The organism is Anaerosolibacter carboniphilus (assembly GCF_014205875.1).
GTDB lineage: Bacteria > Bacillota > Clostridia > Peptostreptococcales > Thermotaleaceae > Anaerosolibacter > Anaerosolibacter carboniphilus.
In genome coordinates, this window is sequence record NZ_JACHEN010000004.1 from 1 (window position 1) to 23,941 (window position 23,941).

The 23,941-nt window shown below is 35.1% G+C and carries 30 protein-coding genes; 3 read left to right on the plus strand and 27 right to left on the minus strand.

Going from position 1 to position 23,941, the window contains the following annotated elements; translation table 11 throughout:
• The 3 genes from HNQ80_RS04145 to HNQ80_RS04155 all read right to left on the minus strand — a co-directional run.
• Positions 1 to 217: transposase (locus tag HNQ80_RS04145; RefSeq protein WP_184308452.1), on the minus strand; the 217-nt coding region annotated here is incomplete at its 3' end.
• Between the two features lie 227 nt (positions 218 to 444).
• A complete protein-coding gene (locus HNQ80_RS04150) occupies positions 445 to 1,071 on the minus strand; it encodes an HAD family hydrolase (RefSeq protein WP_184308454.1) in 627 nt (208 codons plus the stop codon).
• Between the two features lie 342 nt (positions 1,072 to 1,413).
• Positions 1,414 to 2,478, minus strand: a complete 1,065-nt coding sequence (locus HNQ80_RS04155) for an alanine/ornithine racemase family PLP-dependent enzyme (RefSeq protein ID WP_184308456.1) — start codon at positions 2,476 to 2,478, stop codon at positions 1,414 to 1,416.
• A 749-nt stretch (positions 2,479 to 3,227) separates the two neighbouring features.
• Between HNQ80_RS04155 and HNQ80_RS26615 the strand changes: the two genes are divergently transcribed.
• Positions 3,228 to 3,698 carry a CBO0543 family protein gene (locus HNQ80_RS26615; RefSeq protein ID WP_408626300.1) on the plus strand — a complete coding sequence of 157 codons (471 nt, stop codon included), beginning with the start codon at positions 3,228 to 3,230 and terminating at the stop codon, positions 3,696 to 3,698.
• A 177-nt stretch (positions 3,699 to 3,875) separates the two neighbouring features.
• Here the strand turns inward: HNQ80_RS26615 and HNQ80_RS04160 are convergent, their stop codons facing one another.
• From HNQ80_RS04160 to HNQ80_RS04200, 9 genes are all read right to left on the minus strand, one after another.
• Positions 3,876 to 4,439: a cysteine hydrolase family protein gene (locus HNQ80_RS04160; RefSeq protein WP_184308458.1), complete on the minus strand. Its 564-nt coding sequence runs from the start codon at positions 4,437 to 4,439 to the stop codon at positions 3,876 to 3,878.
• Between the two features lie 635 nt (positions 4,440 to 5,074).
• Positions 5,075 to 5,299, minus strand: coding sequence for a hypothetical protein (locus HNQ80_RS04165; RefSeq protein ID WP_184308460.1), 225 nt, complete (start codon positions 5,297 to 5,299; stop codon positions 5,075 to 5,077).
• 370 nt (positions 5,300 to 5,669) lie between these two features.
• Positions 5,670 to 5,870 (minus strand): hypothetical protein, encoded by a 201-nt coding sequence (locus HNQ80_RS04170; RefSeq protein ID WP_184308462.1) that lies wholly within the window; start codon positions 5,868 to 5,870, stop codon positions 5,670 to 5,672.
• Positions 5,851 to 5,991, minus strand: coding sequence for a hypothetical protein (locus HNQ80_RS04175; protein ID WP_184308464.1), 141 nt, complete (start codon positions 5,989 to 5,991; stop codon positions 5,851 to 5,853). Before HNQ80_RS04175 ends, HNQ80_RS04170 begins: the two co-directional genes overlap by 20 nt.
• A 1-nt stretch (position 5,992) precedes the next feature.
• A complete protein-coding gene (locus HNQ80_RS04180; RefSeq protein ID WP_184308466.1) occupies positions 5,993 to 6,292 on the minus strand; it encodes a hypothetical protein in 300 nt (99 codons plus the stop codon).
• Between the two features lie 76 nt (positions 6,293 to 6,368).
• Entirely contained in the window at positions 6,369 to 6,506 is a 138-nt protein-coding gene (locus HNQ80_RS04185; RefSeq protein WP_184308468.1) for a hypothetical protein, read from the minus strand.
• A 78-nt stretch (positions 6,507 to 6,584) separates the two neighbouring features.
• Positions 6,585 to 6,791, minus strand: coding sequence for a hypothetical protein (locus HNQ80_RS04190; RefSeq protein ID WP_184308470.1), 207 nt, complete (start codon positions 6,789 to 6,791; stop codon positions 6,585 to 6,587).
• A gap of 56 nt (positions 6,792 to 6,847) precedes the next feature.
• Positions 6,848 to 7,456: a hypothetical protein gene (locus tag HNQ80_RS04195; RefSeq protein ID WP_184308472.1), complete on the minus strand. Its 609-nt coding sequence runs from the start codon at positions 7,454 to 7,456 to the stop codon at positions 6,848 to 6,850.
• 146 nt (positions 7,457 to 7,602) lie between these two features.
• The gene (locus tag HNQ80_RS04200) at positions 7,603 to 7,833 is read right to left on the minus strand and encodes a helix-turn-helix domain-containing protein (protein WP_184308474.1); all 231 of its coding nucleotides are present in this window, start codon (positions 7,831 to 7,833) and stop codon (positions 7,603 to 7,605) included.
• Positions 7,834 to 7,855: 22 nt separating this feature from the next.
• On the opposite strand from HNQ80_RS04200, the gene HNQ80_RS04205 reads away from it, so the two are divergent.
• Positions 7,856 to 8,035, plus strand: coding sequence for a hypothetical protein (locus tag HNQ80_RS04205; RefSeq protein ID WP_207726852.1), 180 nt, complete (start codon positions 7,856 to 7,858; stop codon positions 8,033 to 8,035).
• A gap of 456 nt (positions 8,036 to 8,491) precedes the next feature.
• On the opposite strand, the gene HNQ80_RS04210 is transcribed toward HNQ80_RS04205, so the two are convergent.
• The 6 genes from HNQ80_RS04210 to HNQ80_RS04235 all read right to left on the minus strand — a co-directional run bounded on the left by HNQ80_RS04210 (position 8,492) and on the right by HNQ80_RS04235 (position 12,465).
• Positions 8,492 to 9,208 (minus strand): flavodoxin family protein, encoded by a 717-nt coding sequence (locus HNQ80_RS04210; RefSeq protein WP_330602755.1) that lies wholly within the window; start codon positions 9,206 to 9,208, stop codon positions 8,492 to 8,494.
• A complete protein-coding gene (locus HNQ80_RS04215; protein WP_184308478.1) occupies positions 9,186 to 9,521 on the minus strand; it encodes a branched-chain amino acid transporter permease in 336 nt (111 codons plus the stop codon). The genes HNQ80_RS04210 and HNQ80_RS04215 overlap by 23 nt, the downstream gene beginning before the upstream one ends.
• Complete coding sequence (locus HNQ80_RS04220) at positions 9,518 to 10,243, minus strand: AzlC family ABC transporter permease (protein ID WP_334297382.1); 726 nt, start codon at positions 10,241 to 10,243, stop codon at positions 9,518 to 9,520. Before HNQ80_RS04220 ends, HNQ80_RS04215 begins: the two co-directional genes overlap by 4 nt.
• Positions 10,244 to 10,247: 4 nt before the next feature.
• The gene (locus HNQ80_RS04225; RefSeq protein WP_184308482.1) at positions 10,248 to 10,721 is read right to left on the minus strand and encodes an Lrp/AsnC family transcriptional regulator; all 474 of its coding nucleotides are present in this window, start codon (positions 10,719 to 10,721) and stop codon (positions 10,248 to 10,250) included.
• A 365-nt stretch (positions 10,722 to 11,086) separates the two neighbouring features.
• Positions 11,087 to 11,371: a DUF4183 domain-containing protein gene (locus HNQ80_RS04230; protein WP_184308484.1), complete on the minus strand. Its 285-nt coding sequence runs from the start codon at positions 11,369 to 11,371 to the stop codon at positions 11,087 to 11,089.
• A gap of 173 nt (positions 11,372 to 11,544) precedes the next feature.
• Positions 11,545 to 12,465 (minus strand): DNRLRE domain-containing protein, encoded by a 921-nt coding sequence (locus HNQ80_RS04235; protein WP_184308486.1) that lies wholly within the window; start codon positions 12,463 to 12,465, stop codon positions 11,545 to 11,547.
• Between the two features lie 293 nt (positions 12,466 to 12,758).
• On the opposite strand from HNQ80_RS04235, the gene HNQ80_RS04240 reads away from it, so the two are divergent.
• Entirely contained in the window at positions 12,759 to 14,408 is a 1,650-nt protein-coding gene (locus HNQ80_RS04240; RefSeq protein WP_184308488.1) for a recombinase family protein, read from the plus strand.
• Here HNQ80_RS04240 and HNQ80_RS04245 read toward each other — a convergent pair.
• The 9 genes from HNQ80_RS04245 to sfsA all read right to left on the minus strand — a co-directional run bounded on the left by HNQ80_RS04245 (position 14,345) and on the right by sfsA (position 23,930).
• On the minus strand, positions 14,345 to 14,782 hold the full coding sequence (locus HNQ80_RS04245; protein ID WP_184308490.1) for a sigma factor: 438 nt from the start codon (positions 14,780 to 14,782) through the stop codon (positions 14,345 to 14,347). The two genes, HNQ80_RS04240 and HNQ80_RS04245, sit on opposite strands and share 64 nt — an antisense overlap.
• Before the next feature lie 94 nt (positions 14,783 to 14,876).
• Positions 14,877 to 16,580 (minus strand): peptidoglycan D,D-transpeptidase FtsI family protein, encoded by a 1,704-nt coding sequence (locus HNQ80_RS04250; protein WP_207726853.1) that lies wholly within the window; start codon positions 16,578 to 16,580, stop codon positions 14,877 to 14,879.
• A 76-nt stretch (positions 16,581 to 16,656) separates the two neighbouring features.
• On the minus strand, positions 16,657 to 17,307 hold the full coding sequence (gene udk / locus HNQ80_RS04255; RefSeq protein ID WP_184308494.1) for a uridine kinase: 651 nt from the start codon (positions 17,305 to 17,307) through the stop codon (positions 16,657 to 16,659).
• Positions 17,300 to 18,541 carry a peptidase U32 family protein gene (locus HNQ80_RS04260; protein WP_184308496.1) on the minus strand — a complete coding sequence of 414 codons (1,242 nt, stop codon included), beginning with the start codon at positions 18,539 to 18,541 and terminating at the stop codon, positions 17,300 to 17,302. Before HNQ80_RS04260 ends, udk begins: the two co-directional genes overlap by 8 nt.
• Positions 18,529 to 19,194: an O-methyltransferase gene (locus HNQ80_RS04265; protein WP_184308498.1), complete on the minus strand. Its 666-nt coding sequence runs from the start codon at positions 19,192 to 19,194 to the stop codon at positions 18,529 to 18,531. Before HNQ80_RS04265 ends, HNQ80_RS04260 begins: the two co-directional genes overlap by 13 nt.
• Positions 19,195 to 19,270: 76 nt before the next feature.
• Entirely contained in the window at positions 19,271 to 20,311 is a 1,041-nt protein-coding gene (mltG, locus tag HNQ80_RS04270) for an endolytic transglycosylase MltG (protein ID WP_184308500.1), read from the minus strand.
• Between the two features lie 147 nt (positions 20,312 to 20,458).
• Complete coding sequence (locus HNQ80_RS04275; protein ID WP_184308502.1) at positions 20,459 to 22,126, minus strand: ribonuclease J; 1,668 nt, start codon at positions 22,124 to 22,126, stop codon at positions 20,459 to 20,461.
• Between the two features lie 275 nt (positions 22,127 to 22,401).
• Positions 22,402 to 22,845, minus strand: a complete 444-nt coding sequence (locus tag HNQ80_RS04280) for a Fur family transcriptional regulator (protein WP_184308504.1) — start codon at positions 22,843 to 22,845, stop codon at positions 22,402 to 22,404.
• Positions 22,846 to 23,204: 359 nt separating this feature from the next.
• On the minus strand, positions 23,205 to 23,930 hold the full coding sequence (gene sfsA / locus HNQ80_RS04285) for a DNA/RNA nuclease SfsA (protein ID WP_184308506.1): 726 nt from the start codon (positions 23,928 to 23,930) through the stop codon (positions 23,205 to 23,207).
• Positions 23,931 to 23,941 lie beyond the last annotated feature (11 nt).

The following is a 23,941-nucleotide window of genomic DNA, read 5'->3' on the forward strand; positions in this document are numbered from 1 at the left end:
TACCGTATAAGTATTGCAACAAGGTCATCTTAAAAAGAACTACAGGATCAATGGATGGGCGTCCATTATCTGAAGAGTACAAATCCTCTACTTCACCATAGATAAAGCTGAAATCTATGTATTTATCTATTTTCCTTAATAAATGGTCTTCTTTGACCAGCTCTTCGAGCATAACGAATTCATAAGAAGTTTGCTTATCCTTAGACTTAGTAAGCATATTCATCACCTCACTTTATATATTCTACATTAACTTCGTAATCCCTTTTTGACACATAAAAAATATCCACCCTTTCGGGTGGACTTTGTCAACAGTCTCAAGTAGGGTATTAATACCCTACTTTTTTATTATGTGAAATATACATTTAATGCAATAAAATAAGACAGGATATCACCTGCCATATCAGTAATTGTGTATTTCGCAATATAAGAAGAAAACGTAGTAGGTTATTTGTCAATTTCTCTAATTGCATCAATTAAATGCAGAGGCTCATTTATTATAAATTTACACTCAGGAAATTTATGCTTATCATATCCCCAACCGTATTCAACTAAAAGAATATGTTCAATTCCAGCCTTTTTACCTGAATCATAGTCTGATATTCTATCGCCGATTACTATAACTTCATCGCCTTTAAGATTGTATTTCTCAAGTATAGTTATAAATTCCTTTGTCTTATCCATTTCGCTGGAAACTATCATAGAAAAATAATTTTCAATGTCATAACTTTTAAGTTTTTTCGAAATTTCTTCTAAAAAATTAGAAGAAACTAAAGTTAAAGTATAACGCTCACGAGCCCACTCTAAAACCTCTTTGACACCATCAAAAATATCCGGCTTTTTTGTAATGATTTCTTTTTCAAAAATCTCCATCGCTCTCTTTTGTTTCTCTGAGCACAAACCAAGATTTTTATAACACTCTCGGAAATCATATCCATAGATCTTTCTAAATTCTTCGACTGTATCAGGTAATGTTACGACCAGTTCGTCACAAATGATTTTATATACATCGTAAACATTGGAAAAAGAATCCACAATCACGCCGTCATAATCAAAAATTATTAATTTAATCATCTTAAATCTCCTTAAGTAGAATATAATTGGTATTATACAATAAAGTTACTAGTTAAACAATGTTCTACGACTGCGACATGAAAATTTTGTTATTTAATTCTATATTATCAATTAAATTCCTTTAATGAAATAGATTTCTTATTTCATTCGAAAGATACATTTTACGCATACAGAATATGTTTCAAGGATCAAAAATAGGTATCTATTAGAGCGATCGGTGCCTATGCACATAATTGCCACCGTTCCATAAATAAACGTATTCATTCATATGAGAAATTGAGTCACATAATAATGAACTTTTATATGGTAATTATCGTAGAAGGAGAATTACCTTTTTTGTTGTTATAGCACTACTTTATTTATAAAAGGAGAAGTCATAGATGCTAGTAAAGCTCCATAATTTAGATCAAAGGCGACAGTATCGCCAAGTTTTAAACTTTGATTTTTCGTTAAATCCATTAGTAAATGATCACTTGTGGCCCCGAGTATTTCAATATTTGAGTGTTTAGGCATTATACCATCAATATTTGTATCCTGGCGACCAATATTCAGAATAGCTCTTGTCATCATTCCTTTGTCCTCTATTCCAGGAATATTACCAAATGCATCCTGTCCTATTTCTCCTACAGGCAAGGAAGGTTTCAATTTCTTCTCAATTATCTCTGCATATAACGTAAAAGCGTCTTGAGATGTGCCAGGCCATGCTTCTCTACCTATAGTTTCTCTCCCTAAAAGTATTCCTTCTCCAATTCTAAAATGGTTAATTCGCTTTGGTATTTTTCCCGAGGCCAATAGTTTAAGGGAGCTGGAATTTCCTGCGGATAAATATTGAAGTTCTATTTTGCATTTTTCTTCAATTTCTTCAGCCAAATCAACTAACTGTTTATTATTCTCGTAGGTTGGTATAGTTCCGTTTAAATCAGTTAAATTAGTTCCTAGACCAATGATTTCGATTCCTTTCATGGTAATTAGTTCTTTAACTAGAGGGAGTAACTCGTTAGGCCAAACACCTTCACGTAAATCACCAAGATCAACCATTATTATTATTTTATGTATTAACCCTTTCGATAAGCTCGCTTTAGATAAAGCCTTAATAATCTCATATTCAGAATTCAAGCTAACATCAGCAAGTGAAATAATTCTTTCGATTTCTGACATATGCGGTGATCTCATTAGGAGTATAGGCGTATGGATATTACTTTTTCTTAAACGCTCAATGTTATCTAAACGCGATTCACCAATCCAATTAATACCTCCACGAATCATAGCCTGAGCTACTTCAACCATTCCAAGTGTTCCTTTTGTAACTCCTGCTACTTGTATTCCATATTTCTTGCATTGATTAACAATTGCTCTAGTATTTTGCTCAATTTTATAAGTATCAATTGTAATATAAGGCGTTCGCATTTATGTACCCTCCCAGTTATTAGATTTCATTATTTAATAATCTCTCACATATAAAGGTAAATTGTTTTACATGCAGAAACCAAATAGGATAATGCTATCGATATATTAAAGTCTACCAATAAAAATAGTTTGCAAATATAAAATCAGCAACTAAATTTAGTGTATCATATGATGTAAATGTTTGGTAGTATTTAACATTTTATAGTTTAGCTTATTTTTATTATGTGGACATTGGCATACAATGTAATTCCATCTTATGGGAATGGGTTATAGCATTACACGTTGGCTAGAAGTTTTAACTCTAATGAGTTTCGCTAAATAAAATTTCTGTGAAAAAAAGCAGGAGCCTAAGCTCCTGCAATAAGTTATTCTACATCATATTCATTTACTTCAAAAGATGCTATTTTATCAAAAGCTATACACTGGGACGCTTGGTCCGCTATCGTTATGTAGTTCCAAGGCCGCATTTTCTACACTTGATCTTAAACTTACCTTCTAATTCACATAGGGTTCTACCGCATTTCTCGCACTTCACTTCTGTCATAAGCTTTCCCCCTTGGACTCCCATCCTGCCGAGTTCAGGACAGGAGTCATAGATTTATGTAGTATGTTAGGATCCTCGGAAATCTTATATTTAGCGCATTTTATTTTAAATTCACTTGCCCTACAACCAATACATGCTTAAATTATCTGAGTAAGCAAATACTATTCCTGTAGGAATTCAACAGTTGAAAGAAGGACAGTTATTAATGACATTTTCAATAATTCTATTTATTATCTCTTGGTTATGTTTTTTTATCTTTGCTGATAAGAAGAAGCTTAAAGGATTTCTATCAACATGTTATCTGGCTCTTATTTTAGGCCTTACAACCGACTTGCTTATTCACCATTATCCTTTATGGAACTACCCTTCCTCAAGTGAATCTCATTGTATAAATAGACATTTAGCAGATGATTTCGGAGTATATTTTGTGACTACATACTTGTTTTTGCAAACCCTTCCCAAAGATGAAACTCGCTTATCTATAGCTAGACATATTTTTTTCTGGTCTATTTTAGCTATCTCAATCGAATTTATAGCCATAAAGACACACGCCATGAAATATGGATTATGGTGGAATATGAGATACTCATATATTGCCGATTGGATTCTTTTCCTAATTTTTTATATCCATCATAAATTCTACAATCAACTTCAATCTAACAGGTCCATAAACTAATGTATTAAAAGAATTAAATGTAAATTTAGTATATTAACATATCATTTATACTTAAATGTAAAAATACCGTATGCTTCATTTCTGAATAATACGGTATTCTAAAGAGTTTGTATTACTTAATAGTTAGGCCATTAATGTGAAGAATGCAAATTAACATCTTGTCTTTGCATTGAGTTCCTAAAATTCATTACTCGATATGAGGGTAACACTATCCTGCTCAAACTTATTTAGTAAACTATCCCACTTATTTTCATTAAGTAATACAATTCCGTCTTTGAAAATTGAAACATTGTATCCGTGTTTCAAGGCACCTTTTGCTGTATGATAAACACATCCTGCTGCATCTAATCCAACAAGGTATAGTTCTTTTACTTGTTGTTCAGCTAAAAAAGCTTCAAGTTTGGGATTGGAAAACGCATCTGGCATCGGCTTTGAAAAAAAGTGGTTGGACATTATCGTGATCCGTTTATCTAGCTCAGTTCCTGGTTTCCCCTTGATAGCTGTTCCATGACCGACAACTCTCGATATTATCTTACCCAAAAAACCATCAAATTCTTGTCGTATATACACTATAGGCATATTCTTTTTAGATGCATCCTCTATGATTTTATTCACAGTTGTAATTAATCTCTCAGAGTCTTTGTATGGAAATGGAGATTTTGCAGTTATTCCAGTATAATCTTCTTGGATGTCTATTACTAATAGCGCTTTTTGTGGCTTTGGGCATTCTTTTTCTTCCATTACTTACCTCCTGCTTTCTTAAGCCATCTTCCACATTTTTGACTTAACTAACAAGGAAATTATATCATAATTCCTACATTATTATCCCAAAATTTTCAATATAAATTAAATATTTCCATTTCCAAAATACCGTATTATTCAGTTTTCAAAGATCATTACTGTTTTTTCTGTTTCATCTTAACGTTGAAATATAACCATCTTGCGTTAAACCTCAATTCTGTAACCATTTCATATAGGTTGTATATTATGTAATGGGACAAATCCCCTTTGTCCTACATTTTTCCCCTTCTTTTTTGCTATCCGATATAGTGGGTAGCTTTTTATTAAAGCATAAATCTTTCGTTATCTTAAATTCCATTTCTGTATATAACTTCCTAACTACGCATAGAATTATAATGGCCGGGGGTGATTAAATTTAATGTCCAGCTTAATCGAGCTTTCTAATCATATAGAAGTTATACGAGGTGCATTGCATGACTTACTAGAAGAAACAGACTATGATCTTTTAGATTCAAACGTCCAATCTGCTAGCAGGATACTCAATCTAGAGATAGCCGAATATCATAGACTATACTTAAGCAAGTACGAAACCTAAGGTGTTTCGTATTTTTATTTGTAAAATCTTATTCTATCGACTATTCTAGTGAAAAACCAGCATCACTATCCCACCATTGGGCAAATTCAAATCCAGCGTGGGATATGTCGATATATGGTTCTTCCCACGCTTTATCCAAGTTGTATTTAATGATATCGTCACTTAGCTTAGAACCGCAAACATTACAAACACAATTTTCTCTTAGCCCTTCAGACTCTCCTTTCTTGCATTTCGGACATATTACTTTCATAATTTTTAATGACATTTCATATTCCCCTTTCCTACTGTGCTAAATATTTATTTCACTCTAATATAAGTCTTTAAATCTAAATGGACGTACTATTTTAATATTAATTGTCAGCTAAACCATTGATTTCACCACTCAAACAACTTACAATTGTAATTATCATGCAATTTAAGGGGTGTTAGTATTGACTTTTCTATCTACTTATTTAAGAGAAAACGAATTTTATAATTTTCTTAATGAATTAAAAGATATTGATATCATCTGTAAAAATCAAAGAAATATAGAGGAATCCTTCCTGAATGATTCTATAATTCAAATGCTCATAAACTCTCCTTGCTTGAATCGATCAATAATCCAGTCTCTCTTCGCTCTCACCATTACCACAATCTCATTTCCATCTATGTAGTGTTGGTTTATTGGTTCCTGGCACTATTCCGAAATCGTGACCTTGCTTTAACGTTTGCTGTACGACCGCCTTTAGCATTGCAATTTTCTTCATGGTCTCTTGGATTGCTCCAACGTCTATACTATCTATGATAGATATGCTTTGCTGAACTGGTTGTAAATCTCTAGTATTTTCTATCTTCATCTTCCTCCTTGAGCTCTCTGTATGAGATATTTCTTCTGTAACACTCGATCATTCCTGGATGATCTGCTTCAACGATTCTTAGGGTAACAACATTTTGAAAGCTGATAATTTTGTTTACCATTCTAACCCCACCTCATTTGTAATTTTGTACTTCCTACTAATCTTTGCTTATTATCTAACTCAGCTTTACGTTTCCGTTCGAGGTACTTCGTATCGTAGAACGGTATAATCTCCGTCCCTATAGCCGTAAAAATCTTATCTTCATTTTCATCTAGGACAAGATCTGTGTGTTTCACGCAAGGGATTGTTATATCCCTAAATCCTCCGACTTTAGAATTAAATATCATATCTCCTAGCGCATAGATTCTAATGCCATTGGAAGGATTGTAAGCCTCGATGAACTGAATTTGTTTATTCTCCATTGCCTGGTCCTCCATCTTGTATAAATCAGAGTAAATCTGATATGATACAGGTAACTAGTATTTTTTGTCTGACTACTTATGCAGCTGCTGGGTAGTCATTTTCATTCATAGCGTAGAAATCTTCTTCCGTCATTTCAACAGGACAGCTTAAGTATCCATATAGATTCCAATACATCCCCTGGCACTCTCTGCAGGTTCTATGCTTGGACTTCAAGAAAACACCTCACTTTCGCAAAACATTTATTTAATCTAGAAACTGCTTGTCCAATCTTTTCTTAAAAGATAGCCTCAGCTATCCATTAAGCCCGGCACGTCTATGTATTTCACAAATTACATCATCTGCAAATTTCAATTTTCTTTGGTGATCTATGGACAGTTCGTTGATTTTTTCTGAAATTATACTCATCCAAAAGTCTCCACATTTTTGCACAAATGCTTCTTTGTCAGCTTTTGTTTCAATTCCAGTAATTCTAATTCCAATATTAGACTGTTTCGCCATATCACCACCCCTATTGATATCTATGTGATGCAAAAATTGTCCTATGCCAAAAATTTTCAAAGTATTAGGCACACTTTTTTCAAAGTATCATACATTTCTATTGCTATCTCTCTGCTTAGAGGTATCACTCTCCTATTTCCGACGTATTTCCTATCAATGCACTTCTGGTTGTGCTCTTTGATCTCTTCTGTAAGCTCATCAATTCCAAAAGTCTTTGCATACCACATTTCAAGAGTTTCGATACAATGCCTTACATCCAGAGCTTCTCTTAAAATTTTCTTAGCTAATGATTTTTCTTCTGATGTGTAATCCTGTGCATCTACGTTTTTGTTCATGATATCCATAGCCTCCTGAAAGTGAACCATAAATTCTTCAATTTCCTTCATGCTCTTTAATAAGATGGCATGGCCTTCTTCCCTAACTCTTCCGTCCAGATAGACTAGATGAAAGTTTCTGCCTATTTCAAAATTTTGACAGTGATATCTAACTAGTTCTGGCCTCCTAAGTGTTGCTGCCAATAATGCTGTTTTATCAGGAGATACCTGTTGTTGCCTGCTTCTGATCTTATAGAGCGTTTTATCAGATATGTGGGTTTTGTCTGCCACCTCATATATGGGTATCCCAGCACTTTTCACAGCAGCCTCGATGTACAACTGCATAGTCACCGTAATCTCCCCCCTAATATGTACTTTTGTTCGGTGCTTGTTCGGAACTGTTTGACCATTCTGTATTTGATCGCTTATTGATATAATCAATATGGGTTATTTATTTTACTGTAACCTGTTTTACGTATAACGCTTTAGTTTCTTAACTATTCATTATTTACGTACTTTTGAGGTAAAAAAATTTCTTCTAATGGTATGTCTAAAACTGTTATGATTTTTATTAAATTTTCATATTTCGGTCTAGTTCTACCAGATTCAATATCTCCTAGAAAACTATGAGAAAGACCTGTAAGTTTAGCTAATTTCCTCAGAGAGTATTTTTTAGTGGTTCTAGCTTCCTTAATTACATTCGATATTTCTATTTTGTAATTATTCAAGGTAATCACCTCCTTGAAAATATTGAACGTTATAATTGTACTATTATCAATTCTTACATATAAGAACTTTTTAGCTTCTAAAGAATTAAATGATGAAGGTTGGAATGAAGTAGCTGAAAATGCAGTTAAATATGGTCTTAACAGCAAACAAGTTGTTAATATGCTTGAAGGCATTTCAATGATGGTTAAGCAGATTAAATAATATATTGGAAATAGACAATGAAATGGAGTGTTTTCTTTGGAGCACTTAATGGAACAGACTTTAGAAAAGATTACGAAGCTTGATGAAAAAGTAGATAGGATCGAAAACAAATTAGATTCTGTTTTTTAGCAAACTTCTGATCTTACTAAATTTAGAGCAGAAATAAACGGAAAGTTAGAGATCGTCTCTGATGACGTAAAGAGTCTACAAACTGATATAGATGTGCTGGTTGTTAATACAGCTAAGAATACAGCTGATATTATTAAGCTGAAAAAAGTTAAGTAGCTTTTTAGTTTCGAAAGAGCTGAATTTTGAAGGTTGAAAGAAGTCGTGGAAAATGCTGTTAAATATATGTTGCACGCAATAAAACAAGAGCAGATTCTAATTCTGCTCTTGTTTTATTGCAAATAGGTATTTTGTAATAAAAGTACACTATGAATCAAAAATCATATCGGATTACCCTTTATTATTTTCTAGCTGTATCGCAAATGATCTTGAATGCTCAATTTTTTCATCCGTTATAAACTCAGATTTATAACCGAAATCTCTTTCAGCAAGCATCCCAGCATATTTTAATTGAGAGTGCTTACAATACCGCTTTATGCCTTCTTCAAATAAATCAGCTCCATTTTCTGGTCTGTATCCACAAGTGGTTATGATAGCTAATTTTTTGCCACTCCAAAGAGAAGGACCTTTTTCATCACCATAATACTTATTCATTCCATACACCAACCGATCCAGCATCGATTTCATAGGTGGTGTACAATACCACGAATAAATGGGTGTCGCTAAAATAACGACATCACAATCATATATTTTATCAAAAATTTCTTGCATATCATCAGCATGAGGACATCCAAAAATTGTCCAGTCTTTTTGACAGTTCCGGCAAGCAGTACAAGGCTTTAAATGTTTATCATAAAGCCAAATCAAATCATATTGAGCTTGATGAAGTTCAAGCTCTTCAATAAAGGGCTTTAATAATTTAAATGTATTTCCATCTTTCCGCGGGCTACCTATAAGAATACAATATTTCATTTTATCCCCCCATATATTGATAAATACATCAAGCAAAATACGCACCCCAAAGCAATACTTCATACCAAGAATAAAGAATGCGTCTAGATTTAGAAAGCCTATTAATCTATTCTTAAATAAAAACCCTTTGAACAAGTACCATGTAGATACCCGTACCTGCCCCAATACTCAAAAGGGTATTTTCCTTCCAATAATGAAGCACGCTTATGAAAATGATCGCTATTGCCTCTGGAATCCCATATGGAGCACTTTTAAAGCTAACGCCTTTAAGACAATATACAACCAACAAACCAATAGCAGAATAGGGCAAAACTTGCCCAAGATAACCGATATATGAATTGCTTGACTTAGTACCTTGGAATAGAATAAAAGGGAAAAACCTTGTTATCATGGTACCAATCATTACCATGCAAATAATAATAAAAGTTTGAATAGGTGTTAAAGTCATTGTACTATCTCCTCTATTAGTTCTTTCTTTTCCATATACTCTTTTCTGGATATCATCAATACTGCCAGTATAGCAATCATGGAAGGAATAATGAAATTACTTTGCCCGAAAACAACCAAACATATAATAGAACATAAAACACCGATTACTGCAGGTTTATGATCTTTCTGGGTTTTCCATTGTCCCACAAATATCACAACAAAAAGGGCGGTTAGCACAAAATCAAGACCCTTTGTATTAAATGAAACCATAGAACCCAACATCCCGCCAATAGCTGAACCTAACACCCAGTAGCTGTGGTTAAGGAGTGTAATAAAGAAACTAAACCAATTCCTATTTACACCCTCTGGAGGCTCAGCTGAGCACACGATAGAAAACGTTTCATCACACAAGCCAAAGATAAGATATGGTTTTAGCTTACCAGCGCCTTTATACCTATCAAGCATTGAAATACCATAGAATAAATGCCGGGCGTTTACCACTAGCGTCATTAGCAATGCATATATAGGATTAAAAACTGATGTAAGAAAAGTAATTGCCACATATTGAGCTGAACCTGCGAACGCCATAAGACTCATCAAAACTGTCCATCCTACGCCATAACCCTTACTGCTCATCAATATCCCATATGCAATACCCAAAAAAGTAAATCCAGTAAGTACAGGAATCGTACAGGGAAAAGCTGCCTTTAATGCTCTTATTTTATCTTCCAAATTTACCACCCCACTAAACTTCATCAATTGGTACATTGATAGTTCTTTTTTCTATCCCCATAACCATACTAGTTTCGAGACTGCTGATAGTAGTATTCTGCATTAATGAATCAATGATAAAATCCCTATAACTCTCCATATCTTTTGCCACAATCTTAAGGAGATAATCGTGGCTTCCTGTAAGTGTATAACACTCTTGAATTTGTGGAAATCTTTTTACATCCTCTAAAAATGAATGTATTGTTTCTCTATTTAGAGGTGATAAGTTAACAAGAACCAATGCAAGAACCTCCATTCCTATTTTTCTCTCATCAACAATCGCAGCGAATTTTTTGATAATACCAGCCTCTACTAAATTCTTTGTTCTTGCAAGGCAAGCTGATGGTGAAAGGCCTATTTTTTTTGATAAGTCTAAATTTGAGATTGAACCGTCTTCCTGTAATTCTCTTAAAATTGCTTTATCCGTATTATCAAGAATAATTGCCATACTAAACGCTCCTTTTCTTATAGCTCAATGAATTATATTTTGTATAAAAGTTATAATATCACATTAAATATCAATAGTAAATAAAAGCAGAAAATTAAATTCTTTTTTAAAAGAACTAAGTGAATCTCATAAGAGATTCACTTTTATAATGGTATAATATCAACTAATCCTACGAGCGTTACTTTTAGTCTACAAATATGCAAGTCAGAACTTTTTTATGCATAACAAAAAGCACCATCGTATGATGATGCTTCTTGATTTCTCAGTGTTCAATCTTAGAAAGTACATGCTACAAAATTGCTCTACAATAGCATATTTACTCTACTTAGGAGTAATTACCCCACGAGAATTATGCGACATGTGGATTAAGAGACGACAAATTGAACAATAACAGGAGTCCCGGGATCCAGAACATCGCCTCCGGGAATAGTTATCGTTGTTGTGGTAACAGTTGACGTATCAGCTGTTTGCAGTATTCCATTAATAAATAAATTGTAATAATTAAATGTGCTCGGAAATGCTGTTGCTGCCGCACCCGTATCATCTGTAAAAGCCGTAGCGGCAATTGCAAATGTTGCTCCGGTTCCTGTCCCAGCACCAATTGTTGAAATAAATCTTCTACTGTTTTGGTACGGTGTAACTATCGGCATTTTTCTCACCCCCTTTCACCTCTAATATATTCAGTTAGGTACAAAAATGTAAGGACAATCTAGCATAAATTATTAAAAAGAATTGTTTGTAAAAAAGAAGAGAAATGTAGGCGAACACCAAAATAATGTAAGAAATTACTGAAATGAAAATGGTAAATTTCGCTGCTTCACTGTTAAGAGGTCAAAACTGAGAACTGAATGATTTCTAAAGTTATTGGCGTACCTCTATAGATAGTGGTACCTTCGGTATTTAAAGTCAATGTATTCGGACTTATACTGTATGTTTTGCCTATTTGCAATATCCCATTTATAAATAAATTATTATAACTATTCGGGCCGAGACCCAAAAAAAGATTAGTGAAATCTCCTGAGTCGTCTTTGAATAAATTTGCTGGGATATTTATTGGGTCTGGTGAAATCAAATCAGATTCCACAATATAATAATACCTATTAATAAAGGGGACAATAGTTATTTCGGGTAGTGGTCCTGTAGCACCGGTAGGTCCTGTTGCTCCTGCTGGACCTGTCGCTCCCGTTGCTCCTGCTGGACCTGTTGGTCCAGTTGGTCCAATAGCAGATTCATACTCTACAATGAGGGTTGGCCAATTTGCTACGATACCATCATCATATCCTTTAAATCCCATCAAGCTGGTTTGGTTCTCAAAGGTGGTAAGCAAGATTCCATTATTAGAAAAGAATCCGTTATACCAGATCCGTACCAGTGGCGTTACATCCAAATAAATATAATTTCCTACAAGATCGCTATTTAGAGGAGTTTCAAGTACAGGTTCACCTGCTGGTGGCTGAGTGTTCCATGTCACTGTATCTTGGGAAAAATCACTTAATAACCTAAAGCCTGTGAGCGGTTGTATTCCAGGTGTTATCTTTTGAAAAAATAGTAGCCTTAATGTTGCATTTGTAATGATAGACGCTGGTGGTATTGCAGATAGGTCAAACTTTAGTAGACTCCTATATACATCATTTGGAGTTACAGTTCGACCCACGAAAAGATTCTCCTGTGGTCCAAAGTTCTGATTGGGTTGTAGTTGCGATACAATTGTTGCGTCTATAGGTGTTAGCATTAGTATTGGCACAGCAATCACTCCTTTCCACTACATTCTATGTGGATGAGCTGTTACAGTTACAGAGTTTAAATATAATTTATCACAGAATAATAGCAGTGAAATTCAAAGATTCTGTTCCAATTTCCACTTGACGACTGTATCTCTTTTAAAATTAAGTTCATTAAATATGTATTACATTGAATATTTGTAGAAATTATAAGCCACCATTATAAAAATACGGCTACTTATATAGTAGCTTTTCTTTTTTGCAGTAAAAATTATATAATAGTACTACGCTATATTTTAAAAGTTGGGGTGATCTCATGAAAATAGCTATCTATTCAAGAAAATCCAAGTTTACTGGTAAAGGTGAGTCTATAGACAATCAAATTGAACTGTGTAAAGAATATGCTAATAAACATTTTGATACTAATGAATTTTTAATCTATGAAGATGAAGGTTTCTCTGGAGGTACTACAGATAGACCTCAATTTCAATTAATGATGAAGGATGCCATGAAAGGCAAATTTGATGTTTTGATGTGTTATAGACTAGATAGGATCAGTAGAAATATCTCTGATTTTTCAGATACAATAGAAATCCTACAAAACAAAAATATTGCTTTCATATCCATGAGAGAACAATTTGATACGTCTACCCCTATGGGTCGCGCAATGATGTACATAGCCTCTGTATTCGCTCAATTAGAACGTGAGACCATTGCAGAACGTATTCGCGACAATATGATGCAGCTTGCTAAGACAGGAAGATGGTTAGGTGGAATTGCTCCAACTGGCTATACTAGCGAACAGGTCACCTATTCTGATCCATCTGGCAAAGAGAAAAAAATGTTTCGCCTCTTCCCTATTTCTGATGAGTTAGAAGTCGTGAAACTCATATTTGATAAATATGTTGAACTAAAATCTCTCACTAAAGTTGAACAGTTTTGTATCATGAACGACATAAAAAGTAAAAATGATGCAGACTTTAGAAGATATTCTCTGCGTGCTATGCTTAGCAATCCTGTTTATGCTATAGCTGACGAAAAACTATATGATTATATGAGTGAAAATGGTTATGAAATCTACAGTCATAAAAATGAGTTTACAGGGGAATATGGAGTAATGGCATACAACAAGACCAAGCAGGATAAAAAAAACGCGTCAGGGAGAATTAGGGACATTTCCGAGTGGATTATTGCTGTAGGAGCTCATGAAGGGATAATAGAAAGCAGTCAGTGGATTAAGACCCAGAGGCTTTTATTAGGAAACAAGTCAAAGGCCTTTAGAAAAGTAAAAAACTCTATTTGTCTATTATCTGGGATTCTTCGGTGTGGTAACTGCGGAAGTTATATGAGACCTAAGATGGGAAGAGAAAACAGCGATGGAATTCAATTATTCTATTATATGTGCGAAATGAAGGAAAAAAGTAAAAAAACAAAATGCAACATGAACAATGTGAAGGGTAATGATCTAGATCAGATGATCATCGATGAAATCAAAAAAATGGCTATGTCAGATTCTAACCTGTATGATAATATTAAGAGCGATAGATTGAACCTCATGACTTCTCAAAATGCAATTCAAAATGAAATAGCGTTGATGGAATCAAATATAAAAAATAATGAGCAAGCTATCCAACATCTTGTAACATCGCTATCGCAAGGACAGAATACTTCAGCTGCGAAATATATTATTAAACAAATTGATGAACTAGACGAACAAACTGCTAAAATGAAAGAAAGACTATTTATCCTTAAGGAATCGGAAGAAATGAACCAATCAAAAGGAAATAGTCTAGATGTTATGAAAGATATGTTATCAGCTTTTAACGATAGCATTGATACTGTAGATATAGAGGCCAAGCGTACCTTCATCAAAAGCATAGTTGATAAAATTGTATGGGATGGTCAAAATGCTGAAGTAGTAATGTTTGGAGCGAATTCAGAAAAAAAGCAAATGCCGCCAATGTAGGAGGTATTATGTTTCCACAATGGAGGGATAGCATTTTCAATACATCTTGCGGCATAGGTAGCCAATCTCGTGCCCTTATGACGATCAAAGGTAGTGATTGCTTTAATCAATCCGATGGTACCGATGGAAATAAGGTCATCTACTTCTCTCCCGGTATTATGATATTTTTTAACGATATGGGCCACAAGTCGTAGATTTCTTTCGACCAAAATATTTTTTGCTTCTTCATCTCCTTGTTCATAAAGGGCCAATTGATGATTTTCTTCTTCTGGAGTCAAAGGCTTGGGAAATGAGTTGTTGGTAGAAACATAGGATACAAGGGCCATTAATGGCTTTGCCAGTACCGCAGACAATGTGATAAAGGTAGCCCACATGTAACTATCCACCTCCTAAATTTAGGTCATTTAAAATTATATGTAAAAAAAGATAGAAATGTGCATGTCTTTGTAAAATAGGATTTTTGGAAGATCACTCTTTCATATGATCTATAGCTGCAATTCGTCTGCTGATTTCATGGAATAAAGGTGCAGCCACGCTGCCGCCTCCACCACCATCTTCTACAAGGATGGTGATTACATACTTGGGAGAAGTAACAGGAAAATACCCGGTGAACCATGCGTGCACCACATTTCTTCCCTCAGAGGATCCTTCTGCGGAGCCTGTTTTTCCAGCAGCACCGCCTAAATCCTCCATATGGATTTTAGAACCTGTCCCTTCTGTTACAACCTTTTCCATCAGAGTTTGAATATTTTTACTCACTTCTTCAGATAAAACAGCTTTGCTATTCTTTTGCTTCCTTTCTCCTATGCGTTGATTATTTTCATCTATGATTTCTTTTACAATGCTTACGTCCTGTAAAATTCCGTTGTTAGCAATTACGGAAGTCATTCTTGCAATCTGCAATGGTGTAACCTCCAAAGTACCCTGACCAATAGAAATATTTCCTATACCGGCTCCTTTTATATAATCTTCTGTTGGTAATTTTCCAGGGATCTCTTCTGGCAGTTCAATGTTTGTTAAAGAACCCAGTCCCAGCCGTTGAGCCATTTCAAGAATTTTTTTCCCTCCAACCTGCCGCCCCAGTTGAATGAAAGCTGAATTACAGGAAACAGCAAAAGCCTGTTCAAAATTTATATCACCATGACCTCCTTTGTCAAAACTACTGCATTTAATAACTACCCCATCAATTTCTTCAAAGCCTCTGCAATGAAAAATTGTATCGTCATGGATTAAGTTATTCTCCAAAGCAGCAGCTGCAACTACGATTTTAAAGACTGATCCCGGAGGATAACCGATTTGAATACCTCGATTGAAAAGCTCCTTGTTATTGCTCTCTAAGTATTTAGCTACATTGTCTTGGTCATAATTGGGTCTGCTCATTAATCCCAATATATCTCCGCTTTTTATATCTAGCACGATAATACTGCCCTTTTCATAACGTTTATCAAATTCTTCTTCGATGATTTTCTGTATATTATAATCAAGAGTAAGTGCAACATTTTTTTCGATTCCGCTATAATCTTTTGGCATTGACCTATAACCAAACCCTGGTATCACACGTTTTTGGGCATCCACAATAGCCCCTACGGCGTTGGATCTATACTCTTTTAATATTTGATCATATTGTTTCTCTATCCCTTTATTACCTACATTATCGATCTTGTTTATATATCCTATGACATGAGCAGCTAAATTGGTGCGACTATATCTTTCATCGCTATCCATGGAATACACACCTTTAATCGTCAATGCGTTTTTGATCAATTCTGTATCATAATTCTTTACTTCCAGTTGGACAGGCCTATTGCCTGTTAACTCTTCATATTTCAACGCATAGATTGATAACTTCGTTAACTCGCTAAGAAGTTTAATATTTGTATCACTTTTGGGAAAGCTTTCTGGATAAATAACTAAATTAGTCGTCGTCTTCCTATTAGTGAGAGGGATTAAGTTTCGATCGAAAATTTTCCCTCTATCCATGCCTGTAGGAAGCTCTTTAAACCATTGGCTCATTGCTTTTTTTTGGTATTCCTCCCCATTAATAATTTGAATAAATGCTAATCTGCCAATAAGTACAAGAATCACTAGTGTAAAGCATACGCCTATAATAAATAATCTATTTTGGTTCTTTGGTTCAAGAGATGCCCACTGTTCTTGCTTTTTCTTTTCCATTCTTGTTTGCAAAAAAAACACCTTCCTGAGTAAATTGGATATCTTAATTCTTTCCAACTTCAGAAAGGCGTATACGTTATAAAAGTTCTATACTGGTTCCATTTTGCTTTTCATATATAATGGATCTTACCTTAGCCACCATGATATCAATGGCTACTTTGTTATATCCGCCCTCAGGAATAATGATATCGGCATATTTCTTATAGGGCTCAATAAACTGTTGGTGGGCAGGACGTACAGTATTTAAATATTGATCAACAACGGAATCTAAGGTTCTTCCACGCTCCTTAATGTCTCTCAAGATTCTACGAATAATTCGTACATCCGGATCTGTATCCACAAAGATTTTGATATCCATCAAACTTCTTAGCTTTTCATCATCTAAAATCATAATCCCTTCTAAAATGATGATATCCTTCGATTCAACAATCTCCGTTGTTTGCTTCCTTGTGTGTATGGAAAAATTATAAATAGGCTTTTGTATAGTCTGCCCATCCAGTAAATCTTTTAAATGGGCAATCAACAATTCTGTATCAAAGGCCAAGGGATGGTCATAATTCGTATGTACTCTTTCGTCTAGAGAAAGATGGTTTTGGTTCTTATAGTAGGAATCTTGCTCAATAATAGTAATATTCTTCTCGGGTAAGCATTCAAAAATAGCTTTTGCTATGGTGCTTTTACCAGACCCAGTCCCCCCTGTTATTCCAATCAATATAGGTCTACTCAACCCGATCATCCTTCCTATCTTTTCTTAATATATCAAATTTCTTCACAGGTTTTTCCATCTTCATTTTGATAATTTGTTGGGCATGGGGTGCCACATCTATAGCTTCGTTATTTTGATTCCACATCTGCCCTACAATTTGCGTAAATATCTTCATGTCAGGACCGATAATCTCCAGTTCATCTCCCAAAAATATCCTATTTCTTTGCTCGATAACGGCAATTTGGGTCTTTTCATCATAGTCAATAACCAATCCTACAAAGTCATATTCTCTGACATATGCACTGGTTCCATAGATTTGCTCTTGTGGGCCAGGCTTGTCGACATAGAACCCAGTAGTAAAGTCACGGTGGCTGGCTTTTTTGATTTCTTCAAGCCACTCAGGGTTATACTGATAGCTGGTACCCATTTTATAATACTGATCAATGGCTTCCCGATAAACTCTGACAATATTGGCCACATAATAGACACTCTTCATTCTACCCTCAATTTTTAGGCTAGACAGCCCTGAATCAATGAGCTCAGGTATATATTGAATCATGCATAAATCTTTGGAATTAAAGAAATATGTACCTTTTTCATCTTCAAAGACAGGCATATATTCTCCAGGTCTTTTCTCTTCTACTAGATAGTATTTCCATCGGCATGGGTGGGCGCATTCTCCTCTATTCGCATCTCGATTCACCATGTAATTGCTGAGTAGGCATCTCCCAGAGTATGAAATACACATTGCGCCATGGACAAAGGCTTCCAGTTCCAGATCCTCAGGAATATTGTTTCTTATCTCTTTAATTTCTTGGAAAGAAAGCTCCCGGGCTAAAATAATTCTTCGAATACCCTGCTCATACCAGAAACGAGCACTCATGAAATTCGTATTGTTAGCTTGTGTACTTAGATGTACTTCCAAATCAGGCGCATATTGCTTTACGTACATCAAAGTCCCTGGATCAGACAAAATGAGAGCATCGATGCCTAATGAACTTAGCTGCTGCAAATACCCAGGTAATTCTTGAAGATCCTCATTATGGGGAATGATATTCAGTGTTACGTACACTTTTTTGCCTCTCTCATGGGCAAACTTGATTCCTTCCTCCATATCTTCAAAGGAAAAATTTCTGGCACTAGCTCGTAACCCAAAGGTTTGTCCCCCTATGTAAACGGCATCTGCACCGTAAATAAATGCAATTTTTAATTTTTCCAGATCCCCTGCGGGTGCTAAAAGTTCTACTTTTTGCATAGGTTCACCTCCGTATTTTTATAACTGATTGCTATTCCGTCTCCAACAGGCAAGAGACAAGATGTAAGACTGGTATGATCCATGATATAGTCCAGATACGTTCGCATACGCTTAACAATGGTCTTTTTTCTGCGAATTACATACTCATTGGATGCAACCATTCCCTTATATAGTACATTATCTGAAATCAATATACCTCCCTCTCGAAGAAGATGGATGCATGAGGATAGAAACTCCATATACTGCCCCTTCGCTGCATCGAGAAAGATCATATCGAATTTCTGATCTATTGTTGGCAGTATCTCTTCTGCATTGCCATAAAGGATACGTATTTGGTTTTCCAGCCCAGCACGCTGAATATAAGACGCTGCCTTTTCAATCATATCCGTTCTTCGTTCAATACTGATGAGTTGGCCTTGATCTGAGGCATTACACAAAATCATGGCAGAATAACCGATGGCAGTACCTACCTCTAGGATCTGTTGTGGCTTATGAATTTTTGTTAAAACCTCAAGAAGCTTTGCAACCTCTGGGTGGATAATCGGTACATGATTGACTTCTGCATAGGCTTCCATTTCTTTTAAGACGCCTTTACTCTTTGGCAGCACATCTCTGATATAAGCTTCTACTGCTTCATTTACAATATTGTTCAAATGCAGCAACTCCTTTTTCGTAATAAGGCAAAAATGAATACGTGGCATCTATCCACGTATTATTTTTCCCTATAAATTAATTACCATTCTTTGCTCTCAAATGTTCTTCATATGTTTTGCTAAAGGAATGCTCCCCATCACTTTTCACGACAAAATAATAATAGTCGGTTTCACTTGGATATAAGGCGGCTTCTAAGGATGCTTTACCAGGTGATGCAATAGGCGCTGGCGGCAATCCAATATTTTTATAGGTATTATAAGGTGAATCAATGTCGATATCTTTAAGGCTTAGATTTGCTTTTCGTTCTCCCAATACATATTGAACTGTGGCACAAGACTGTAATAGCATACCCTTGTTCAAGCGATTGTGGAAAATTCCAGAAATGATAGGTCGTTCCTTTTCAAGTTGTGCCTCTCGCTCAATAATAGATGCTAAGGTAACCACCTCTTGAATTGTCATATTCAGTTTTTTTGTACGATGGTAGTAGTCATCGGTAAATATTTCATCAAACCGATCTAACATTTTTGTAAGGATTTCTTCCTCTGTGGCACCCTTAGCAATCTCATAGGTATCTGGAAACAAGAATCCCTCTAGTCTATTTTCACCCTTGGGAATTTCTTTTAAAAATTCATATTGAAAATCGCCATTGTTAACGAGTTCCATAAATTTTTCTCGGTCTATTAAACCCAAGCTTTCTAGACGGTCCACAATCTGTTTAAGTTCAAACCCCTCTGGTATTGTAAATTTAGCAGCATCCTTAAAGATGCTTCCCTTTATCAGATTGTCGATAATTTCTCTGGCATTCATGCTTGTACTCATTTGATATCTTCCGGCTTGCATTTTTCCCTCAGCCTTGGACAGTTTACTGAGTATTCTAAAGCTCAGATCATTTTTTATCAAATGATTCTCTCTTAAAATGCTTGCAATTTTTAGGGTAGATGCACCTTTGGGTATCTCAATAACCACCAGCTCTCCATTTTGAACATTTACAGGGCCTATGGATTGATGGTAGTATATAATTCCTCCTATGCCTAAGAATATTGCTAAGGAAATAAGGATTGCCATCAGTCGAAGGATTTTCCTTGAAAAAGATTTTTCTGCCGTAGAATATTTCATCATTCTACCTCCAAGTTTGTATTCATATGATACAATTATACAATTCTCTACAGAACTTTACAACTCTATGGATGTCAAAATTTCATCAGAATCTAACAGAATTCTTAAAATAAAATTCGCATGTTGCCATTGACAACATGCGAATTTTTAAACTTCCATAATGATCGGTAGAATCATAGGACTTCTTTTTGTTTTTTCATATAAGAAAGATTTTAGACTATCCTTTATCGCTGACTTTAAAGATGCCCATTCTCTTACATTGTTTGTTTGACATGACTGTAGTGCATTCTTCACAACAGCTCTGGCCTCATCCATCAAATCCTCTGATTCTCTTACATATACAAATCCCCTAGATATGATATCTGGACCTGCAATAATCTGTCCGTTTTCCTTGGTAATAGTTACAACCACTACCATTAAGCCATCTTCAGATAAATGCTTACGATCTCTTAATACGATATTCCCTACATCACCTACACCTAAGCCATCAACCAGAATATTTCCAGCTGTTACATTGCCAGTTTGTTTTGCACCTTCCTTTGATATTTCTAAAACTTGACCATTTTCTAAAATGAAAATGTCTTCACTATTCATACCTAAAGTTTGGGCAAGCTTACCATGTTGTCGAAGGTGTCTATATTCTCCATGAACCGGTACAAAAAACTGGGGCTTGATCAAAGAATGCATCAACTTTAGTTCTTCTTGACAAGCATGACCAGATACATGAACATCGGCCAATGCTTCATAAATCACATTTGCGCCTTTTTCAAACAATTGATTTACGACGCGAGCAACAGTTTTTTCATTTCCCGGGATGGGTGTTGCAGAAAGAATAACCATATCTCCAGGTTGTATTTCTAATTTTCTATGCTCGGAGTTGGCCATTCTAGATAAAGCTGACATGGGCTCTCCCTGACTGCCTGTAGTGACGATGACAATTTCATTGTCTGGATATCTGTTGATTTCATTGATATCGATAAGGATATCTTCAGGCACATTTAGATATCCCAAATCCATGGCAACATTCACAACGTTGACCATGCTTCGCCCTGAGAAAGATACTTTCCTATTAAACTTATGAGCGGCATTCACAATCTGTTGTACTCTATGAACATTTGAAGCAAAGGTTGCTACGATAATTCTCTGATTTGCATTTCTGAAGATGTTTTCAAAAGTTACTCCTACAGTTCTCTCAGACATGGTATAACCTGGACGCTCTACATTCGTACTGTCAGCCATCATCAGCAATACGCCTTTTTGTCCTAATTCCGCTAACCTATGGAAATCTATGACATCTCCTCCAATAGGTGTATAGTCAATCTTGAAGTCTCCTGTGTGAAATATGGTCCCTAAAGAGGTATGAATCGCTAATCCGACAGCATCAGCTATACTATGGCTTGTTCGAATGGCTTCAACTTTAAATTCACCTAGTTTCACTGTGTCACCGTGCTTGATGATATGAGTTTCAACGCTACCACTGAGCTTGTGTTCCTTCAATTTGTTATCTACCAAGCCCAAGGTCAGTTTTGTTCCATAAATCGGAACATTTAGTTTTTTCAGTACATAAGGCAATGCACCTATATGATCTTCATGACCATGAGTTAATACGATTCCACGAACCTTTTCCTTGTTCTTCATTAAATATGTGATATCTGGTATTACGATATCAATCCCTAACATTTCATCTTCAGGAAAACTCATACCACAATCTATGACAATAATATCATCTTTATATTCAAAGGCCGTCATATTTTTCCCGATTTCGTTTAGCCCACCTAAAGGAATTACTTTAATTTTTGCTATTTTACGTGCCACGTAATCACTCTCCCTATCTCAACTATGTATACTAATCCGGCCTAAATGTATCCCAAAAAAGAAATCAAACGAACAGATTGCATTAAGTTTATTATACTGTATTTGGCATATCTTAGCAATATAAAAGCATTACAGCACCATTACTGCCTTTATCATTTATTATTGCTATTTTCATCATAAGTAAACCTAGTTTGCATCAAAATATCGAATTCTTTTATGGAATATATTTCTATCCATTTCAGCTTCTGCCCATCAAAAAAACCCTGTACAAAGCGTTACAGGATTTTCTTACAAGTATTACAGTATCCGAAAAATTTAACTTTATGATCCTTGATTTCAAAGCTATAATTCTCTTCAATCTCATTTTCAAGGGGCTCCAGTAAATCCACCTCTACTTCAATAACCTTGCCACACTTTAAGCATATTAAATGGTGATGTTGATGATCTTCCTCATGGTTATTTAATTCGTATCTGCTACAGCCATCATCGAAGTTAATTTTAGAAATCACACCTAATTCATCTAAGAGCTGAAGGGTTCTATATACTGTTGCTAACCCTATCTCAGGACATTTTTCCTTCACGAGATCATAGATTTCCTCAGTACTCATGTGCTTTCCTTGATTTTCCATAATTGTATCCAATGTAGCCCTTCTTTGAGGCGTAAGCTTATAACCTTTTTCTTTTAATTTATCTTTTAAACTTTCCATCATTTCTGACATTGTCACACCTCTTTTTCAATTAATAAAGCATCTTACTTAATAGTTTAATTGTAAAAATTAGTAAAGTCAAGGATGAATCTAGAATTCAAGTGAGAATTATCGAAATGAACAGAAATATGATTATTTATTACAATTCTTTAAACCTATCCCACACCCTTTACAATCTCCACATTTAGGTGGCTGTTTTACTATGCTATAGCACCTAGGGCATCTTTGGGTTTGAGGATCTACTATTTTGTTGCCACAGACTTTACAAATAAGGCTCATAGTTTCATCTCCCAATTGAAATTATAATAGAATCATTTCATAATTAAAAATAAATTCTAAAAAAGCTGTTTTCTAATGATATCTATTATCAATTATATGTTATCATTATTCTTTCTGTGTGTCAATACTACTGGGATTTCCTTATCAATTTTAACCTCATTCTTTGAAACCTTACATGTAAAGGCATAGAACTCTACCCCTACCGCTGCAGCTTCTTCTACCACTGCTGCAAAAGCAGGATCTCTTTCTTGATTCGGTGTAAAATAAAGGGCATCTTCCCGTTGCACAACAAAGATTACGACTCCTCTCATATTTTCTTTTACAATATTCATTAGTTCGATAACATGCTTTCTACCTCGTTCAGTAGGCGCATCCGGAAAAGAAGCAACATGATCATCCCGCACATAGGTTACACATTTGGCTTCTATAAAAGCCAGCTCTTTTTCTTTATTTAGAAGAAGATCAATACGACTATTACCATATTGTACCTCTTTTTTGAAGAAATCATATTTGCATAAGTGACCTATCCCATGCGTACGAAAAGCATTTTCTAAAATGACATTGGGTAGCTTTGAATCAATCGCCACCAATCCTTGATCCATATATACCATCAGCAGGTCAAATTTTGTTTTTCTTTTTTCATTTTCTATAGATCTGACTATAACCCTTGCTCCTTCAAAGAGGAGTTCCTTCATACGTCCCGTATTGGGCACATGGGCTTTGTGAATGCTATCATTCCATTGGATTTCAGCTAAAAAGCGATTAATTCTTTTTATAAATATTGCCTCATGCAGCATGCCTTCTATGTGTACCTTCAAAAATATGCCTC